This window comes from Thermoanaerobaculia bacterium (assembly GCA_035717485.1).
Classification (GTDB): domain Bacteria; phylum Acidobacteriota; class Thermoanaerobaculia; order UBA5066; family DATFVB01; genus DATFVB01.
In genome coordinates, this window is sequence record DASTIQ010000166.1 from 1 (window position 1) to 16,904 (window position 16,904).

Genomic DNA, 16,904 nt, shown 5'->3' on the forward strand with positions numbered 1-16,904 from the left:
GGAGCTCTACCGGGACGATCAACCCGCCGGTCCGGGCTCGGCGGATTCCGACGATGACCGCTACGCACCGGAGAACGCTCCGCGGGAATCGCGCGATCAGGCCGTTCCGAGCGAGCCCGTTCCGCCCGAAGCGTCCCCGGCGCCGTCCGGGGCGGAGGCGCGAATCGTCTTCGACGTTTCGCCTCCGGACGCGGCCATCTACGTGGACGACCGATTCGCGGGGAGCGCGCGGGAGCTCGACGCTCTCCCGGAGGGGCTCGCGGTCTCGGCCGGCGAACATCGAGTCGTCGTGACATGCCCCGGCTACCGGGAAGCGACGACCCGGGTTCAGGTCTCGGGCACCCGGATCGGGCGGGCCGCGATTTCGCTGCAGCGCTAGAAGTTACATCTCGTCCCGGGCGTCCCGCGAATCCGCTGGACGCCCGGGCTGGATTCGGGTACAATTTCGACAAGGGCAAGGTAGATCGGTTTCGGGGGGAGGGAGCGAAGGCGGGCGTCAATCATCTCATCCACTCACTGATACCAAAACCCGCGCTCTTCCGACATCCTCCTTCTCACACCCCGTGTTCGCCTCCTCCCCCCGATCTTCCCTCGCAGGCCGGCGTGGCGATACATCGAGCGATTACGGGCGCGTGCAGGCCGGCGTCTCCCTCCGACGTAGCAGATTCAGTACGCCTCCGGTCGCCGCAGGCTGCCCGCATCCCGTCTCGCTCGCGTCTCGCCGCGCCTCGTCGTTGACCTCATCCGACATCGTCTGACGCTCAGTTCGCGCTTGGGCCGGCGCGGCGCACCCGTCTCCTAGTGAGCAGACAGCTCTAGAAGCGCGCGCTCCCACGCGAGGCGCTTCTGCAGGAAGCGCTGGAAGCGTTCGGGAAGCGCGTCGACTTCGATGGCGGCACGGCGGAGTGCATCGGAGGAGTGGATCCGGGCGACGGCCGCGAGCTCGGCCGCCGCCGCGCGGTGCCGGAGACGGTCGGGGGATCCTCCCGAGGCGAGGACGGCCGCGTCGCGCAGGAGGCCGGCCACGAGGCGGGGGGCGTCTTCTTCCTCGGCGGCGGCCGCGGCGAGCGCGAGCAGGGAAGACGTCGCCCCGGTCCCCAGGGCCGCGAGCGCCGTCCGGCGGAGCTCGCGAGCGGGACCCAGGTCGACCTCGTCGGTTTCCTCGACGCCGAACGCGAGCGCGTCTTCCACGTCGCCCGGGGGCAGCCGCCGCGCGAGAGACGCCCGCCGTTCCTCCGCCGACCGGCGCGGCAGCCGCCGCTGCTCGCAGCGCGAACGGATCGTGCCGAGGATCGCGTCAGGAACGGTCGTCGTGAGAATCCACGTGAGGAATCCTCCCGGTTCCTCCAGGGACTTCAGCAGCGCGTTGGCGGCGGGGCCCTCGCGGAGGGTCTCCGCCGATTCCACCCACACGACCCGGGCCGGCCCCTCGTACGGGCGTCCGGCGGCGAAGCGAATCGCTTCTCGCGCCGCGTCGACCTTGATCTGCGTCCCTTCCGGACCGACCCGCAGGAAGTCGGGATGCGACCCCTCCGCGATCCTCCGGCAAACGCCGCAGGCGCGCGGGTCGGAGTGCCCGCGGCAGAGGATCTCCGACGCGATGCGGAGCGCCTCGCCCGCGAGGCGCGACGGGGAGTCTCCGGAGATCAGGAGGGTCGGCAACGGGTCAGAATCCCTCGAGATGCCGCCGAACGTCCTCGAAGACCGCGTCCGGAGGCCGTGTGGTGTCGATCACCTTCACGCGCTCCGGCTCGCGGTCGGCGATCGCGAGATAGGCGGTGCGCACGCGCTCGTGGAAGGCGCGGTCCTCGGCTTCGAAGCGCGGGGTCGCTTCGCCGTCGCGGCGGCGCGCCCGCGCGAGCCCGACGTCGACGGGGCAGTCGAAAAGGAGCGTGCGATCGGGCCGCATCCCGCGGACGGACCAGCGGTCGATCGCCTCGACGACTTCCGGCGGGAGCCCTCGCCCGCCTCCCTGATACGCGAACGTCGCGTCGTTGAAGCGGTCGCAGAGGACGAGAGCGCCGCGGGCGAGGGCGGGCTCGAGCACCTCGGCGACGTGCTGCCGCCGGTCGGCTTCCATCAGGAGGAGTTCCGAGAACGGGTCGAGTCCCCGGGATGCGGGGTCGAGAAGGACCTCGCGGAGCCTCCGGCCGACCGCCGTGCCTCCCGGTTCGCGTTCGAGGAGCACTTCGCGGCCTTTCGTGCGACAGAGCTCCGCCGCTCGGCGCGCCTGCGTCGATTTCCCCGAGCCTTCGATTCCTTCGAACGTGACGAGGGGCATCGTGGCGCATTATGCGCGACCGGGAGGAGACCCCGAAAGGCGGCCGCGACCGGAGAACTCCCGTACCCGGGGGCCGTATGATTACCGGACGGCCATGAACCTCGCATCACGCCGGAAAGCATTGCTGGCCTTCGGTTTCGTGGGCCTGGCGATCGCCGTGAGTTCGCTCGCGGACATGTTCGTGCGCCGCCCGTCCGACGGCATCGTGCCGTACCCCTACGGCCAGGAGGGCGTCCTCGTCCGCGAGGTGGTGCACGAGTCGGGCGCGGAAAAGGCGGGAATTCGTCCGGGCGACCGGATCGAGGGGATCAACCACCGGATCGTCCGAAAGCCCTCCGACGCCTCGCGCGAGCTGCTGCGCTGCCGGATCGGCTCGACCGTCGACTACCTCGTCGCCCGCGGGGGAGAGATCTTCACGGTGCCGGTGCCGCTGGCCGGCCGCACGCTGGGCGACCCGACCTATCTCTACGAGGCGGTCATCGGCCTGCTCTTCTTCGCGATCGGCTTCTTCGTCTTCTGGAAGCGTCCCGAGGACGAGGCCGTCTGGATCTTCTTCGTGGTGTGCGTGCTCTTCCTCCTTTTTTTCGTCTGCCGCCTGCGTCCGGCGTCGTACTGGTGGGTGGACCTGTTCGTCCAGAACACGGGAACGATCTCGCTGTTCCTCCTCCCCGCGGCTTTCCTGCATTTCTTCCTCGTTTTTCCGAGGCCGAACCGGTTTCACTTCGCCGATCCCCCCGCCGATCCCTTCGAGAAGTCGCCCTCGGCGGTGGCGCGGGCTCTCCAGGAGTTCCTGAACGGAAGCCGCCTCCTCTATTTCCTGATCTACGCCGTTCCTCCGATCGTCTTCATCCTCGACGTCCGACGGCAGATCGCCGGTCGGCCCGTCGCCCTCCTTTCGGGCGCCCCGATCGCCTCGTGGGTGCTCCTCGGCGACTATCTCGTCCTCGGCCTGATCGCGCTCGCCCACTCCGCTTTCACTCTCGCCAATCCCGTCGAGCGGCGCCAGGTGACGCAGGTTTTCTTCGGAACGATCCTCGGCACCGGCCCGTTCGTCGTGTTCGGCATCATCTTTCCGACGGTGTTCCACAACGACGCGTACGTCTTCTGGGGCGTGGCGCCGATGATCCTGATCCCCCTCACGTTCGCGTACGCGATCGTCCGATACCAGATCCTGAACGTCCGGGTGATCGTGCGGAAATCGATCCTGTACACGATCACGACGGCCGTGATCTTCGCGCTCTACGCCGGGGCTCTCGCGGCGGCGAACACGCTGTTCGCGAATTCCCGCCTCTCGACGTCGCGGCTCTTCTTCTTCGGTTTCTTCCTCGTCGTGATCCCGCTCTTCGAGTTCCTCCGGCGGCGCCTGCAGACGCCGATCGACAAGCTCTTCTTCCGGGAGAAGGTCGACTATCAGAACGCCGTGCTCGAAGTGTCGGAGACCGTGGCGGCCGAGCTCGACCTCGCGAAAGTCGCCGACTACCTGACGGCCCGGCTCGTTTCGCTCCTCCGGGTCTCCGGCGCCGAGATCTTTCTCCGCGACCGGGAGCAGCAGCTCGTCGGGCGGGAGCATCGCGACGAGAAGATTTCCCTCTCGTCGCTCGCCGCGCGCTTCCTCCGCGGCTCGGGCCGGCCGCGCGAGATCGGCGAGCTCGCCTCCGGCTGCTGGGGAGAGCCCGAGAGCGCGCGACTGCTCTCCGCCCTCTCGCATCGCGGCGTCAAGCTCCTCGTGCCGGTGGTGTACCGCGAGAAGCTGATGGGATTCTTCGCGCTCAACGGCAAGCTCTCCGAGGAGGACTTCGACCGCGACGACTCCCTGCTCCTCGAGACGCTCGCGAACCAGGCGGCGACGGCCATCGAGACCGCCCGTCTGCACGACGAGATGACCCAGCAGGCCGAATTCCGGCGCGACCTCGAGATCGCGCGCGACATCCAGACGAGCCTCTTCCCGACCGAGTTCCCGCGGCTTCCGGGCGTGCGGTTCACCGGGGGAAGCCTTCCGGCGCGCATCGTCGGCGGCGACTTCTACGATTTCTTCCCGATCGACGGAGGGAGCCGGATCGGGTTCGTCATGGGGGACGTGTCCGGAAAATCGATCCCCGCCTCGCTGCTCATGGTCGCATCCCGGGAGATCATGTTCGCGGGCTCGCGAGGGATCCCGGACCCGGGCGCGCTCTTCCGGGAGTCGAACCGGCGGATCTACGACATCAAGCGGAAGATGTTCGTCGCCATGAGCTACTTCGTCTTCGACCCGAATGCGCTCTCGCTGCGGTATGCGATCGGCGGACAGCCTCTGCCGCTCCTCCTGCGCCCGGGCAAGGGCGGTCCGGTGCCGCTCGACCCGCCGGAGTTCCGCCTGCCGCTCGGCGCGCTCAAGGACGTGCCGTACGATACGCGGGAGGTGTTTCTCGCCCCGGGGGATCTCCTGTTCTTCTACACGGACGGGTTCACCGAGGCGATGGACGGAGCGATGAATCCGTTCGGCGACGAGCTCCTCGCCGAGTCGCTCGCGCGCCATGCTTCGTCCGATCTGGATGCGACGGCGAGCGGAATCCTCGCCGACGTGCGGCGCCACGTGGGCGACGCGGAGCAGTACGACGACATGACGTTCCTCCTGATGAACGTCACGAAAGGACGGCCATGAAGAAGGGAAAGACTCTCCTCCTCGCCGGGAGCGCCGTGCTCGTCGCCGCGCTCGCGGCGGCATTCCTCGTCCCGCCGCGGCGGACGGTGACGACCTCCTCGGCCGAGGCCTACCGGGAGTACACGGCCGGACAGGACGAGCTCCACCGGATGTACATGTCGGACGCACGGCGGCATTTCGAGGCGGCCCTCGCGCGCGATCCGCAGTTCGTGATGGCGATGGTCTCGATGGCGAACATCGACATGTACTCGAACCCGCCGGCGGCGAAGGCCTGGCTGGCGAAAGCGAACGCGGGCCGGTCGCGGGTCACGCGCCGGGAACGCATGGTGCTCGATCTCCTCCGCGCCTGGTCCGAGAACCGGGTCGACGACGCGACGCGCCTGGCGATCGTCCTCAAGGACGACTATCACGACGAGCGGGGATACAGCTTCCTCGGCTCGATCGCCGGCAGCCGCGGGCAGACCGAGGAGGCGAACGCCATCTACCGCGAGTGGCTGGCGACGAATCCGAACAACGCGTCGGCGTACAACCTCCTCGGGTACAACTCGGCATTCCGCGGGGACTACGCGGAGGCGGTCGCGGACCTGAAGAAGTACGCGTATCTGGCTCCCGACGAGGCGAACCCGTTCGACAGCCTGGGCGAAGTCGAGGCGGCCAGCGGACGGTACGACGAGGCGATCCGCGACCTGAAGAAGGCGCTTTCGATCAAGCCCGACTTCACCCCGAGCCTCACCCACCTCGGCGTCGCCTACGCGGGGAAGGGGGACGCCGCCGCCGCGCGCGCGGCGTTCGAAGCCGCCGAGCGGGCATACAAGGATTCGCCGGCCCTGCGTCTCTCCGTCCTGATCGAGCTGTTGACCCTCGGCCACCGGACGAAGGACCTGGCGCTCGAGCACGAGGTCCTCGACCGGGCTTCCGGGCTGGCGCTCGGCGACACCCCCGATCCGCGGCCGCTGATGCGGGCCGCGGTCCTTTCGGACGAGGGAAAGTTCGACGAGGCGGTCGCGCAGTGGAAGACGTTCGCGCCTCCGGCGAAGGCGGACGAGAAGGTCCGCGCGCAGTACGCCCGGATCTCCGGCCTGTTGAGGGGCCGGATCGAGTTCCAGGCGGGGCATCTGGCGGAGGCGATCCGCTGGCTCTCCTCGAATCTCCCCGAGCCGGGCCGCGAGGGGACGCTCCAGGATCAGGCGATCGCGATCCGCTGCCGCGCCATCCTCGCCCGGGCGAAAGCCGGGACCGGCGACATCGCCGGCGCCGAAGCCCTTCTCGCCGTCAACCGGCGTTTCAACCCGAACAACGCCGAAACGGCCGAGGCGGCCGCCGAGATCGAGGGGAAGAAGGGCGCGTGAAGGCCGAGCACGCGACGGCGTTCGAGACCCAGCGGCGGCTGCTGCAGCTCGAGACGCTGTACGACGCGGCGCTGACGCTGCCGGCGATCGAGGCGGAGCAGCCGCTCGCCGAAGAAGCACTCGCGCGCGCGGCGTCCGTTCTCGACGCCTCGAGGGGCTTCTTCGTGACGCTCTCGGAAGACGGCGAGATCGGCGCGCGTGCGCTCCTCGGTTTCCCCCGCAAGATCGCGAGCTCCACGCTCCTCGCCGAGCCGCTCCTCGCCGAGCTCGAAGCCGCGGGCGCTCCGGTCGCGCGCGGGCGAACGTCGCTCCTGAAGACCCCGGTCGGCAACGTGCTCGGAACGGTGATCGGGTCCCAGGCCGGGAGCCTCGGCTGGCTCGTTCTCGCGGACAAGGAATCGCGGGGCGGAGATCTGCCGTTCACCTCCGAGGACGGCCGGTTCCTGTCGTCGCTCGCGGCGCTGTGCGGCGTCGCGATCGAAAAGCGCCGGCACGTCGCGCGGCTCGAGCGGGAGCGGCAGCGCCTCGAGGAGGAGAATCGCCGGTTGCGCGACGCGTCCGGGCGCGCCGCGGCGGACCTCTTCCTCGTCGGCGAGTCGGCGGTGATGAAGCGGGTGATCGAACTGATCGGCCGCGTCGCGCCCTCTTCCGTGTCCGTCCTGATCACGGGGGAGAGCGGGACCGGAAAGGAGCTCGTCGCGCGGCTGATCCACGAGAAGAGCCCGCGCCGACAGGCGCCCTTCGTCGCGATCAACTGCGCCGCCCTGCCCGAGTCGCTGCTCGAAGCGGAGCTCTTCGGGATCGAGAAGGGGGTCGCGACGGGCGTCGAGGCGCGCTCGGGAAAGTTCGAGCAGGCGCAGGGGGGGACGATCTTCCTCGACGAAATCGGGGACATGCCTCCCGCGCTCCAGGCGAAGATCCTGCGCGTGCTCCAGGAGCGGGAATCGGAACGCGTCGGTGGCCGCCGGAAGGTGGCGCTCGACGTGCGGGTGCTGTCGGCGACCCATCAGGACCTGGCGCGGATGATCGCGGAGAAACGCTTCCGGGAAGACCTCTACTATCGCCTGCGGGTCGTCGAGATCGCGCTTCCGCCCCTTCGGGCGCGCCGCGAGGACCTTCCCCGGCTCGTCCGCTACTTCCTCGGGCGATTCGCCGCGAGGGAAGGAAAGCCGGTTCCCTCGATCGATCGGGGAGCGATGCGCGCCCTCATGGCGCACCCGTTCCGGGGAAACGTGCGGGAGCTCGAAAACCTGCTCGAGGGGGCCGCTGCGCTGGCGGGAGGGGGAACGATCCGGCGAGAGGATCTCCAGTGGATCGACGCGCCCGTGGACGAGGGGACCCCGGGCGGGGAACCGGACGCGGTCTCGCTCCGGCAGCTCGAAACCCGGCACATCCAGCGGGTGCTCCGCCTCGCGAAGGGAAACAAGAGCCGGGCGGCCCGTCTCCTGGGGATCGACCGTCGTACCCTCTACCGGAAGAAGATATGATGCTTTTTGTCTCAGTAGCAAAATGTCACGAATTTTATGTAAACACCGTATGGTAAACGGATTAATATTTTGTAGACCTCCAGTGACGATTGTTATTGTGACGCTATGCCACAGTATCGTCCATCGCTGTGGAATGGGCAGAGGGGCGTGAAGTCGCTGATGGTGAAAGAGATACCCACCGAGTGCCGCCGCTGCCGGACTGGCAGAAGGCTTGCGATGGGACGGTTTCGCGAAGCAAACCATGAAAGCCATCACGCATCCCGTCGTCGTCGGTTCTCTCGCGAGGGCCGCTCTCTTCGCGACGGCTGCCGTCGCGGCCGGGACGCTGCTGGTGCTTCCGGTTCCCGCCTGGGGCTGGGCAGCGCTTCGTGCGTTCCTCCAGTTCTGAGGCGGTGGACGCGCCCCTGATGGCGAAAGAGGTGTGCCTCTCGATCCCGTCGACGCCGGGGATGGAGCTCGCCGCGACCGCTCAGGCCGAGGCGCTCGGCGAGGCCATGCGGCTCAGTCGGGATAAGATCGACGAGGTCAAGTTCGCTCTGGTCGAGGCGTGCATCAACGCGTTCGAGCACGCCGGACAGAGCGCGGGTCACGTGGACCTGCGATTTCGCGTCTCGCGCCGGCCGGGAGGCTCCGAGATGCTGGAGGTCACGGTGGCGGATCGCGGGAAGGGATTCGACCCCGCGCGCGTCGAGCCGCCGGAGCTCGAGCGGAAGCTCGGGGGCGGCGGGAACAAGCGCGGGTGGGGACTGAAGTTCATCCAGAGCCTCATGGACGAGGTCGAGATCCGCTCGACCGCGAACGGGACGACGATCGTGATGCGGAAGTACAAATGAACGAATCGTGCCGCGTCGAAACCGTCCGCGACGGGGACCTCGCCGTCGTCCGGACCGACGGATACATCAACCGCGAGGGGGGCGAGGAGATCGAGCGCTGCATCCAGCTGCTGATCGACGGCGGGGTCTCCCGGATCGTCCTGAACCTCGAAAAGACGAAGATCGTGAACTCGATCGGAATTTCGATCCTGATCGAGGTGCTCGAGAAGATGATGGAGCGCAAGGGCGCACTCGCCTTCTGCCGCCTCACGCCGACGATCGACAAGACGTTCCGGATCATGGGGCTCGCCCAGTACGCCGGGATCCACGCCACCGAGGAGGAGGCCCGCTCCGCGCTTTCGGCGCCCGCATGACGCGCGCCGGAGACGGCGCGGCGGCCCTGGTCCCGCGGATCCGCGAGATCCTGACGGCGATCGGCGAGGATCCGGGCGACGAGGAGACGCTGCTCGCGAGGATCGGGGACGCCGTCGCGGCATCTCCGGAAGGCGGATCGACCGCGGCCTGGGTCGCCGCCCGGCTCCTGGGCCGGGTGCTGAAGGAAACCCGATTCGAGCTCAAGGAGCGGGTCCTCGAGCTCGAATCGCTCTACGACCTCGGGCTCTCGATCGGCGGGCAGCTCGACCTCGACCGGCTCGCCGACGAGATCCTCCTGCGGTCCATCTCGCTCACGAACTCCCGCTCGGGCGCGCTCCACCTGTTCGACGGCGACCGACCGATCCTCTCCCGTTCGTTCGGCGGGGCGCTGCTGTCGGGTGACGAGGCGATCCGTCTCGACCTCGGCGCGGAGGGGGCGATCAACAACGAGGCGGGCACGCTCCCCATCTCGGGGGTCTGGCTCTCCGAATGCCAGAAATGCCTCGTCGTGCCCATCCAGTCGGAAACCCGGCGGCTCGGGGTGCTCGCCGTCGCCGACAAGGAGACGCGCGACGGGACGATCCGGGACTTCTTTCCCTCCGACGCCCGGCTCCTCGCGCTCTTCGCCAGCCAGGCCGCGACGGCGATCGAGACCGCGCGGCTGCACCGCGAAGCGCTGGAGAAGGAGCGCATGGAACGGGAACTCGAGCTCGCGGCCGCGATCCAGCGGGAGATCCTCCCGCAGGAAGTCCCGGAGTTCCCCGGTCTCGAGCTCGCGGCCGAGAACCGTTCGACGCGGCAGGTCGGCGGCGACTACTACGACTTCTTTCCGCTCGCCGGCGATCGCTTCGCGTTCGTCGTGGCGGACGTGTCGGGGAAGGGCGTCCCGGCAGCGCTCCTCGTGTCGACGCTCGCCTCGGCGATCCACCTGCAGATCGAGGACGCGCGGACGCCCGTCGAGCTCGTCGAGCGCGTCCACCGGCATCTCCGCCGCTTCTCGCGTGCCCGGAAGTTCGCGACCCTGTTCCTGGGCGTGTTCCACACCCGGACGGGAGAGCTCCAGTACGTCTCCGCCGGGCACAACCCCGCGCTCCTCGCGCGCGCCGACGGCTCCCTCGAATGGCTGCCGGCGACCGGCCGCCCCGTCGGCATCTTCGCCGACTCGGTCTGGGAGGAGGCCCGGGCGACGATTCGCCCCGGCGACCGGCTCTGCGTCTACACGGACGGGATCACCGAAGCGCAGAATCCGATGCAGGAGGAATTCGGCACCGAACGCCTCGCCGCCTACTTTTCGCGCGTGGCCGGCCTTCCGGTCCGCGAAGCCGCCTCGAAGCTCTTCGGCGAGGTGCTGCTCTTCGCGGATGCCGCGCCCCAGTACGACGACCAGACGCTCCTGCTTCTCGCGCGCAGCGAGAAGGAGGCGTGACGGGCGGCGCGCGCCGGCGGGAATCCGCCGCGCTCCCGGCGAATCGTTGTAAATTCATCGGATGAGATTCGGCGCCGCCGCCGCGCTCGCCGTGATCGCGCTGGCGCGCGGAGGAGGGGGAGCGACGCTCTTCGAGAACGGCAAAGTCATCGCGGAGCCGGGCGCGCCCGCGGCGGAACTCTCGATTCTCGTCGAAGGCGGCCGCGTCGCCTTCGTGGGGCCGCCCGCCGAGGCTCGCCACCGCGCGCCCGGGGCCGTCCCGGTCGACCTCGCCGGAGCGTTCGTCTATCCCGGTTTCGCCGACGCGCACGGCCACCTCGCGGAGCTCGGCAAGTCTCTGGAGTCCGCGGACCTGAAGGGCCTCGGGTCGGCGGAGGCATGCGCGGAAAAGATGCGCGCGCGGGCCGTCCCCGCCGGAACGTGGGCGGAGGGGGACGGCTGGGATCAGAATCTCTGGACGCCGAAGGAATTCCCCGACGCCCGCACGCTCGACGCCGTGTTCCCGGACCGGCCGGCGTTCGCCCGGCGGATCGACGGGCATGCCGTCTGGGTCGACAGCGCGGCGATGCGCGCCGCGGGCATCACCCGGTCGACGCCCGACCCTCCCGGCGGAAGGATCGTGCGCCGGCCGGACGGCTCGCCCTCGGGCGTCTTCGTCGACAACGCCATGGACGTCGTGATGCGCGCGCGGCCGGAGCCGTCCGATGCCGACCTGCGGCGGGCGTTCACGGCGGCGCTCGCGTCCTGCGCTTCCCTCGGCCTGACGGAGGTCGGAGACGCCTCCGGCTACGGCGCGCGCGAGATCTCGGTCTTGCGCAGGATGGCGGAGGAAGGAGCGCTGCCGATCCGGGTGTACGCGACGATCGGCGCTTTCGATCCCGGCTTCGACGCGCTCCTCGCGGCGGGTCCGAGCATCGGCGAGATGCTCTCGGTGCGCGCGGTGAAGATCTACGCCGACGGGGCGCTCGGGAGCCGCGGAGCGGCGCTCCTCGCCGATTATTCGGACGACCCGGGCAACCGCGGCCTCGACGTGACGCCGCCGGCGCGGATCGCGGCGATCGCGAAAAGGTGCTTCGCGGCCGGTTTCCAGGTCTGGATCCATGCGATCGGGGATCGCGCGAACCGCACGGCGCTCGACGCCTTCGAGGCGGCCGAGAAGGCGGTCCCGGTGCGGGATCCGCGTCCGCGGATCGAGCACGCCCAGGTCGTCTCTCCCGAGGACCGGCCGCGGTTCGCCCGCCTCGGCGTGATCGCCTCGATCCAGCCGTCGTTCACGACGTCGGACATGCCGTGGGCCGAGGCCCGCCTGTCGGCCCGGCGGATCGGCGAGGCGTATGCGTGGCGAACTCTCGCGAAGGCGGGTGCCCGACTCGCGGGGGGAAGCGATTTCCCGGTCGAGTCGAACGACCCTCGGAAGGGAATATACGCCGCTGTCACCCGGGAGGACGCCGACGGCAAACCCGAGGGGGGATGGCGGCCGGAGGAAGATCTCTCCCGAACGGACGCGATCGCGCTCTACACCACCGGCGCGGCGTACGCGATGTTCCAGGAGGCGCGTCGAGGCTCGATCGCGCCCGGAAAGGACGCGGACTTCACCGTGCTCGATCGCGACCTCCGCGCGTGCCGGGCGGGGGAGATCCTTCGCGCGCGGGTGCTGATGACCGTCGTGGCGGGCAACGTCGCTCATCCGAGGTCATGAGACGGGCGTCGCTCGCGGCCGTCGCCGCCGCGGGTTGGCTCGCCGCGGCGGCATGCCGGCCGGCGGAGCCGCCGTCGGCCGATCCCGAGAACGCGGCGCGCGAGCGCATGATCCGGACCCAGATCGTCGCGCGGGGCATCCGGGATCCGCGCCTGCTCGCGGCGCTCCGCGCCGTGCCGCGACATCTGTTCGTCGATCCGGCGCATCGCACGGAGGCCTACGCCGACCGTCCCGTGCCGATCGGCGAAGGCCAGACGATGGCCCAGCCCTACGTCGCGGCGCTCATGACGGAGCTCCTCGACATCCAGCCGACGGACCGGATCCTCGAAGTCGGCACGGGATCGGGATACGAATCGGCCGTGCTCTCCCGCCTCGCGGCCGAGGTGTACTCGATCGAGATCCTTCCCGGCATCTCGCGGCGGGCCCAGGATCGACTCCGGAGCCTGGGCCGGACGAACGTCCGGTTCCGGATCGGAGACGGGTACGGCGGCTGGCCGGAAGCGGCGCCGTTCGACGGGATCCTCGTCGCCGCCGCGCCGCGCCGCATGCCCCCCGCCCTCCTCGAACAGCTCGCTCCGAACGGCCGGATGGTGATCCCGGTCGGAGACTTCTTCCAGGAGCTGAAGGTCTACGCCCGGGATGCGAAGGGGAGCGTCACGGAGAATTCGGTGATTCCGGTGAGGTTCGGCAAAATGTCGGGCGAAGCTTCTGCCAAACCGTAAGCAGGCGCGCCGATACATCGAGCGAATACGGGCGCGTGCCGCCCGCGAGACCCTGCGACCTACGCCGCGGCAGGCCTCGGGATCTCGCGGGCGGCCCGCATCCCGTCTCGCTCGCGCCTCGACGCGCTTCATCGCGGATGCAGACGACTCCGTTAGGCAGGCCTCGGCGCTGGCCCCTTCGGATCGCGGCAGGCTTTCGCCGAAGTAACCGAGGGCGAAAGCTCCGCGATGCGGGACCGGGAGCGTCGGCGCGGGGGTGACGGTGGTCGAGCCGCTCGTTCGACGAGCCGCACCGCCGTCACGTGCCCCGGTCCCCGAGCCAGCTCCCGCGACGGATGGATCGCCGCGCCGGCTAATACTTCCAGTGGCCTTCGACCCAGTAGTAGCCCCGGCTCGAATGCCGCCAGTGTCCCGCCACCCAGTGGGCGCGCGCGTGCGGGCGGCGTTCCCAGTGCCCCGGACTCCAGACGTACGTTCCCGCGACCCAGGCGTGGTGGCCGCCGATCCAGACGTACTCCGGGCCGGGAGAGCGCTCGATCACCTCGACCTGCGCGGGAGGCGGCGCGTGCCGCACGTAGACGACGTCGGCGGGAGGAGGAGGGGGGCAGCCGGCGAGAAAGACGAGGAGAAGAAGAGTTCCGAGGATGGGAAACGTCTTGCGAGTCATTCCGGACCCTCCCGACCGGTTTTGGAGCAATTTTCGGGCCGCCCCTCGCGTCGCGCGGATCGCGCGCAGCGCGCGCTCGGCCGCCGGAAGACTCCCGCATCGCGGTTCGCCCGGGCGGTTAGAATCCTTTCGATGGCCGCCGTCGTCGAGATCGAGGATTCCGCTTCCCTCTCCGAGGCGGGCCGCGCCGAGCTGCAGCGCGCGCTCGAAGAGGGCAAGGTCCTTTTCCTGCCCCGCTCGCCCATCCCGATCGGAGAAGAGGACCGGCGTTTCCTGCTCGGGCTGAAGCAGAGCGGCGCGGGATACCACAAGAACATCGCGTATCGTCCGGCCGCGGATCGCGTCACCGGCTTCGTCGCGGAGCAGCCGGGCGACGCCGAGCGCCTTCGGGGGGTGCTTCGCCGCTACTCGCGCGAATCGGTCGCGTTCCTCTCCTCGCTCTTCCCGTCGTATCCCTCCGCCTGGAGGATCGATTACGCGAGCTATCGGCCGCTCGAGGAGGCGGGGCGGGATCTCTCGGCCTCGAAGAGGAACGACCGGATGCACGTCGACGCGTTTCCGACGCGCCCCACACGGGGCGATCGGATCCTGCGCTTCTTCACGAACGTCAATCCGGAGGAGCCCCGGCACTGGAAAACCGGGACCGAAGTCTTCCCGGCGCTCGCGGAGCGATACGCCCGGTCGTCGGGGCTTCTTTCGAAGGCCCTCCGCGGCGGCGCCGCCGCGAAGGCCCGGGCTTGGGCCGCCGCGCTCGGGCTGCCGGTACCGGCTCACTCGGCGTACGACCGTTTCATGCTGCTCTTCCACGACTGGCTGAAGGCGAACGAGGATTACCAGACGAGCGCGCCGACCGACGAGTTCCGTTTCCCCGCGGGATCGTCCTGGATGGTCTACACCGACACGGTGAGTCATGCGGTGCTCTCGGGGCGGTTCGCGCTCGAGCAGACGTTCCTGATCGGCCGCGCGTCCCTCGCCGTTCCGGCGTCGGCGCCGATCGCCGTCCTCGAAAAGCTCGCCGGCCGCGCGCTCGCGTGAACGATCGCCGCCGCGCCGCCCCGTTCCGGCGCACCAAGATCGTCGCGACGCTCGGGCCGGCGACCGATCGGCCGGGCGTCCTTCGTCGGATCCTCGAAGCCGGCGTCGACATCGTGCGGCTCAACGCCTCGCACGGCGATGCCGGCGCGCACCGGGCGCGGATCGACGCGGTCCGTCGTCTCGAACGAGTGCTCGGCCGACCCGTACCCATCGTCTTCGATCTGTCCGGTCCGAAGATCCGGACCGGCACGCTTCCGGGCGGCGCGCGCGACGTGCTCCGGGGGCAGCGCCTGGTGCTCGCGCCCGAGAGCGAAGCCCGGACGGGCGAGATCCCGGTCAATTACGCGCATCTGGCCCGCGACGTCTCGCGAGGGGACCGGATCCTCGTCGACGACGGTCTTCTCGAGTGGGTCGTCGAGAGCGTCCGGTCGCCGCGCGTGGCGTGCCGGGTCAAGGTGGGGGGAGTCGTCCGCGATCACAAGGGCCTCAATTTTCCCGGCGTGAGTCTCTCGATCGGATCGCTCACGGCGAAGGACCGTCGCGACGTCGCTTTCGCGGCGGCCGCGCGGGTCGACTTCCTGGCGCAGTCGTTCGTGCGTTCCACCGACGACCTTCGAAGGCTCAAGGCGCTCCTCCTCCGCCACCACGCGGCGATTCCGATCATCGCGAAGATCGAGAAGCCGGAGGCGCTCGGAGACCTGGACGGGATCCTGCGCGCGGCGGACGGGATCATGGTCGCGCGCGGGGATCTCGGGGTCGAGCTCCCGGCCCAGGACGTTCCGGAGATCCAGAAGCGCCTGATCCGGCGGGCCAACGAGGAAGAGATCCCGGTCATCACGGCCACGCAGATGCTCGAATCGATGATCGAACACGCCCGGCCGACCCGCGCCGAAGCCTCGGACGTGGCGAACGCGATCTTCGACGGCACCGACGCGGTCATGCTCTCGGCCGAAACGGCGAGCGGCGCCTACCCGGTGGAGTCGGTCGCGATGATGGCGACGATCGCCCTGCGCGCCGAAGAGTCGGAGTTCCTCGGGAGGGCTTCCCCCTCGCGGCGCGACCATTCCGTCGCGCACGCGGTGGCGCTCGCCGCGTGCCAGACGGCTTCGGAGGTCGGCGCGCGTGCGGTCGTCTGCTTCACCGAGACGGGAAGGACGGCGCTGCTCCTGGCGAAGTTCGTGCGCGGCCGGCCGATCTACGCGATGGCGCGCCGCTCGGCCGCGTGCCGCCGCGCGACGCTCTATCCCGGGGTCACCGGGATCACGCTCGCGATGCCGACGAACACGGACCGGATGATCGCCAACGCGAAAATGCGCCTCGAGCGGCTCGGGCTGGTTCGCCGAGGCGACCGGCTCGTCATCGTCTCCGGATCGGCCCGCGTTCGCGGCGCCACGAACCTGATGAAGGTCGATACGGTGTGACCCGGCGGCGGGTTCCGCCGAACGTCCCGGCTATTCGGACCGAAAGTCGTCGAGCGACACGGGCGGGAGGTACTCCCCGATGCGCGTTCGCGACCACCAGGCTCCCGTCTTCCGCCGCGTCGCCCGGTCCGTGAAACGGTAATTCCAAAGCTCCGCGCGGACGAAGCGCGGAGGGTGCCCGGCGAAGGGATCGGCGGCGAGGAGGCGGATGACGTCGCGGTCGCCTTCCAGCAGGCGATGGACGAAGCCGACGAACCAGGGGTTCTGGCGGACGTCGGAGAGAGCGGCGAACCACATCTGCCAGTCGAGGCGCGGCTGGTGCGGCTCGACGAACCGGGGGCGCCGCGAAACGTCGCCGGGCTTCCAGCGGAACGGGTACGGGGTCCAGGCTCGCCCGTCGGCGCTTCCCTCGACGACGATCTCGGGCCGCGTGGTCGTCATCACGGCGAAGAGACCGTAGCCGTTGACCGTCCGGAACGGCTCGGCGGCGGAGGCGGCCGACGCGAGGGCGGCGGTCGCCCGGGCCCGGGGAAAAAGGATCTCCGCCATCTGCACGACACCGAGGAAGAGGACGATCGCCGCGGCCGCGGTGAGGACCGGGCGGCGCGACCGGGCGGGCCCGTCGTCCGCCACGGGGTTCTTCCTCCCCAGCGTCTGGTCGTCGACGAGGAGCAGGCAGAGCGCGAGCGTCAGGGCGTTGAAGAAGGCGTAGTTGCCGGTGAGCCCGATCAGGATCTGCAGCGCGGCGGTCGAAAGCAGCGCGCCGTTCCGGAGCCTCCTCGGGGCGAAGAAGAAGAAGGGCGCGACGAGCTCGACCGCGAACAGCAGCACGGCGGAGATCGTCTGGAACGACCCCGGGATCTGGTGGGCCCACCAGCCGATCGACGTCGGGAGCGGCTGCGTTTCGTAATGGAAGCGGAGCGCGGTGAGGCTCCGCCACGCGCGATCGCCGCTCGCGAGCTTCACGGCGCCCGAGGAGAACATCAGCC

General features: G+C 69.7%; 16 protein-coding genes. 12 read left to right on the plus strand and 4 right to left on the minus strand.

Going from position 1 to position 16,904, the window contains the following annotated elements:
• Positions 1–379, plus strand: a 379-nt coding sequence (locus VFS34_08790; protein HET9794544.1) for a PEGA domain-containing protein, incomplete at its 5' end; no start/stop codon positions are given.
• A 419-nt stretch (positions 380–798) separates the two neighbouring features.
• On the opposite strand, the gene VFS34_08795 is transcribed toward VFS34_08790, so the two are convergent.
• A complete protein-coding gene (locus VFS34_08795) occupies positions 799–1,662 on the minus strand; it encodes a hypothetical protein (protein ID HET9794545.1) in 864 nt (287 codons plus the stop codon).
• A gap of 4 nt (positions 1,663–1,666) precedes the next feature.
• Complete coding sequence (gene tmk, locus VFS34_08800; protein HET9794546.1) at positions 1,667–2,281, minus strand: dTMP kinase; 615 nt, start codon at positions 2,279–2,281, stop codon at positions 1,667–1,669.
• Between the two features lie 94 nt (positions 2,282–2,375).
• On the opposite strand from tmk, the gene VFS34_08805 reads away from it, so the two are divergent.
• From VFS34_08805 to VFS34_08845, 9 genes are all read left to right on the plus strand, one after another.
• The gene (locus VFS34_08805; GenBank protein ID HET9794547.1) at positions 2,376–4,922 is read left to right on the plus strand and encodes a SpoIIE family protein phosphatase; all 2,547 of its coding nucleotides are present in this window, start codon (positions 2,376–2,378) and stop codon (positions 4,920–4,922) included.
• A complete protein-coding gene (locus tag VFS34_08810; protein ID HET9794548.1) occupies positions 4,919–6,271 on the plus strand; it encodes a tetratricopeptide repeat protein in 1,353 nt (450 codons plus the stop codon). Before VFS34_08805 ends, VFS34_08810 begins: the two co-directional genes overlap by 4 nt.
• On the plus strand, positions 6,268–7,758 hold the full coding sequence (locus VFS34_08815; GenBank protein HET9794549.1) for a sigma-54 dependent transcriptional regulator: 1,491 nt from the start codon (positions 6,268–6,270) through the stop codon (positions 7,756–7,758). Before VFS34_08810 ends, VFS34_08815 begins: the two co-directional genes overlap by 4 nt.
• Before the next feature lie 241 nt (positions 7,759–7,999).
• Positions 8,000–8,146 carry a hypothetical protein gene (locus VFS34_08820; protein ID HET9794550.1) on the plus strand — a complete coding sequence of 49 codons (147 nt, stop codon included), beginning with the start codon at positions 8,000–8,002 and terminating at the stop codon, positions 8,144–8,146.
• A gap of 4 nt (positions 8,147–8,150) precedes the next feature.
• Entirely contained in the window at positions 8,151–8,591 is a 441-nt protein-coding gene (locus VFS34_08825) for an ATP-binding protein (protein ID HET9794551.1), read from the plus strand.
• Entirely contained in the window at positions 8,588–8,944 is a 357-nt protein-coding gene (locus tag VFS34_08830) for an STAS domain-containing protein (GenBank protein ID HET9794552.1), read from the plus strand. The genes VFS34_08825 and VFS34_08830 overlap by 4 nt, the downstream gene beginning before the upstream one ends.
• On the plus strand, positions 8,941–10,371 hold the full coding sequence (locus tag VFS34_08835) for a SpoIIE family protein phosphatase (protein ID HET9794553.1): 1,431 nt from the start codon (positions 8,941–8,943) through the stop codon (positions 10,369–10,371). Before VFS34_08830 ends, VFS34_08835 begins: the two co-directional genes overlap by 4 nt.
• A 61-nt stretch (positions 10,372–10,432) precedes the next feature.
• Positions 10,433–12,070, plus strand: a complete 1,638-nt coding sequence (locus tag VFS34_08840) for an amidohydrolase (GenBank protein HET9794554.1) — start codon at positions 10,433–10,435, stop codon at positions 12,068–12,070.
• Positions 12,067–12,792, plus strand: coding sequence for a protein-L-isoaspartate(D-aspartate) O-methyltransferase (locus tag VFS34_08845; GenBank protein ID HET9794555.1), 726 nt, complete (start codon positions 12,067–12,069; stop codon positions 12,790–12,792). The genes VFS34_08840 and VFS34_08845 overlap by 4 nt, the downstream gene beginning before the upstream one ends.
• A 352-nt stretch (positions 12,793–13,144) precedes the next feature.
• On the opposite strand, the gene VFS34_08850 is transcribed toward VFS34_08845, so the two are convergent.
• Positions 13,145–13,459, minus strand: coding sequence for a hypothetical protein (locus VFS34_08850; protein HET9794556.1), 315 nt, complete (start codon positions 13,457–13,459; stop codon positions 13,145–13,147).
• A gap of 132 nt (positions 13,460–13,591) precedes the next feature.
• Here VFS34_08850 and VFS34_08855 point away from each other — a divergent pair, with 132 nt between their 5' ends.
• Positions 13,592–14,494, plus strand: coding sequence for a Kdo hydroxylase family protein (locus VFS34_08855; GenBank protein ID HET9794557.1), 903 nt, complete (start codon positions 13,592–13,594; stop codon positions 14,492–14,494).
• Positions 14,491–15,915 carry a pyruvate kinase gene (gene pyk, locus VFS34_08860; protein ID HET9794558.1) on the plus strand — a complete coding sequence of 475 codons (1,425 nt, stop codon included), beginning with the start codon at positions 14,491–14,493 and terminating at the stop codon, positions 15,913–15,915. The genes VFS34_08855 and pyk overlap by 4 nt, the downstream gene beginning before the upstream one ends.
• 30 nt (positions 15,916–15,945) lie before the next feature.
• Here pyk and VFS34_08865 read toward each other — a convergent pair.
• Positions 15,946–16,904, minus strand: a 959-nt coding sequence (locus tag VFS34_08865; protein ID HET9794559.1) for a lipase maturation factor family protein, incomplete at its 5' end; no start/stop codon positions are given.

Excerpts from the sequence above, each read along its gene's own strand:
- tmk (HET9794546.1), bottom strand. The coding sequence starts at position 2,281 with ATGCCCCTCGTCACGTTCGAAGGAATCGAAGGCTCGGGGAAATCGACG.
- VFS34_08805 (HET9794547.1), top strand. The coding sequence starts at position 2,376 with ATGAACCTCGCATCACGCCGGAAAGCATTGCTGGCCTTCGGTTTCGTG.
- VFS34_08810 (HET9794548.1), top strand. The coding sequence starts at position 4,919 with ATGAAGAAGGGAAAGACTCTCCTCCTCGCCGGGAGCGCCGTGCTCGTC.
- VFS34_08820 (HET9794550.1), top strand. The coding sequence starts at position 8,000 with ATGAAAGCCATCACGCATCCCGTCGTCGTCGGTTCTCTCGCGAGGGCC.
- VFS34_08830 (HET9794552.1), top strand. The coding sequence starts at position 8,588 with ATGAACGAATCGTGCCGCGTCGAAACCGTCCGCGACGGGGACCTCGCC.
- VFS34_08835 (HET9794553.1), top strand. The coding sequence starts at position 8,941 with ATGACGCGCGCCGGAGACGGCGCGGCGGCCCTGGTCCCGCGGATCCGC.
- VFS34_08840 (HET9794554.1), top strand. The coding sequence starts at position 10,433 with ATGAGATTCGGCGCCGCCGCCGCGCTCGCCGTGATCGCGCTGGCGCGC.
- VFS34_08845 (HET9794555.1), top strand. The coding sequence starts at position 12,067 with ATGAGACGGGCGTCGCTCGCGGCCGTCGCCGCCGCGGGTTGGCTCGCC.
- VFS34_08850 (HET9794556.1), bottom strand. The coding sequence starts at position 13,459 with ATGACTCGCAAGACGTTTCCCATCCTCGGAACTCTTCTTCTCCTCGTC.
- VFS34_08855 (HET9794557.1), top strand. The coding sequence starts at position 13,592 with ATGGCCGCCGTCGTCGAGATCGAGGATTCCGCTTCCCTCTCCGAGGCG.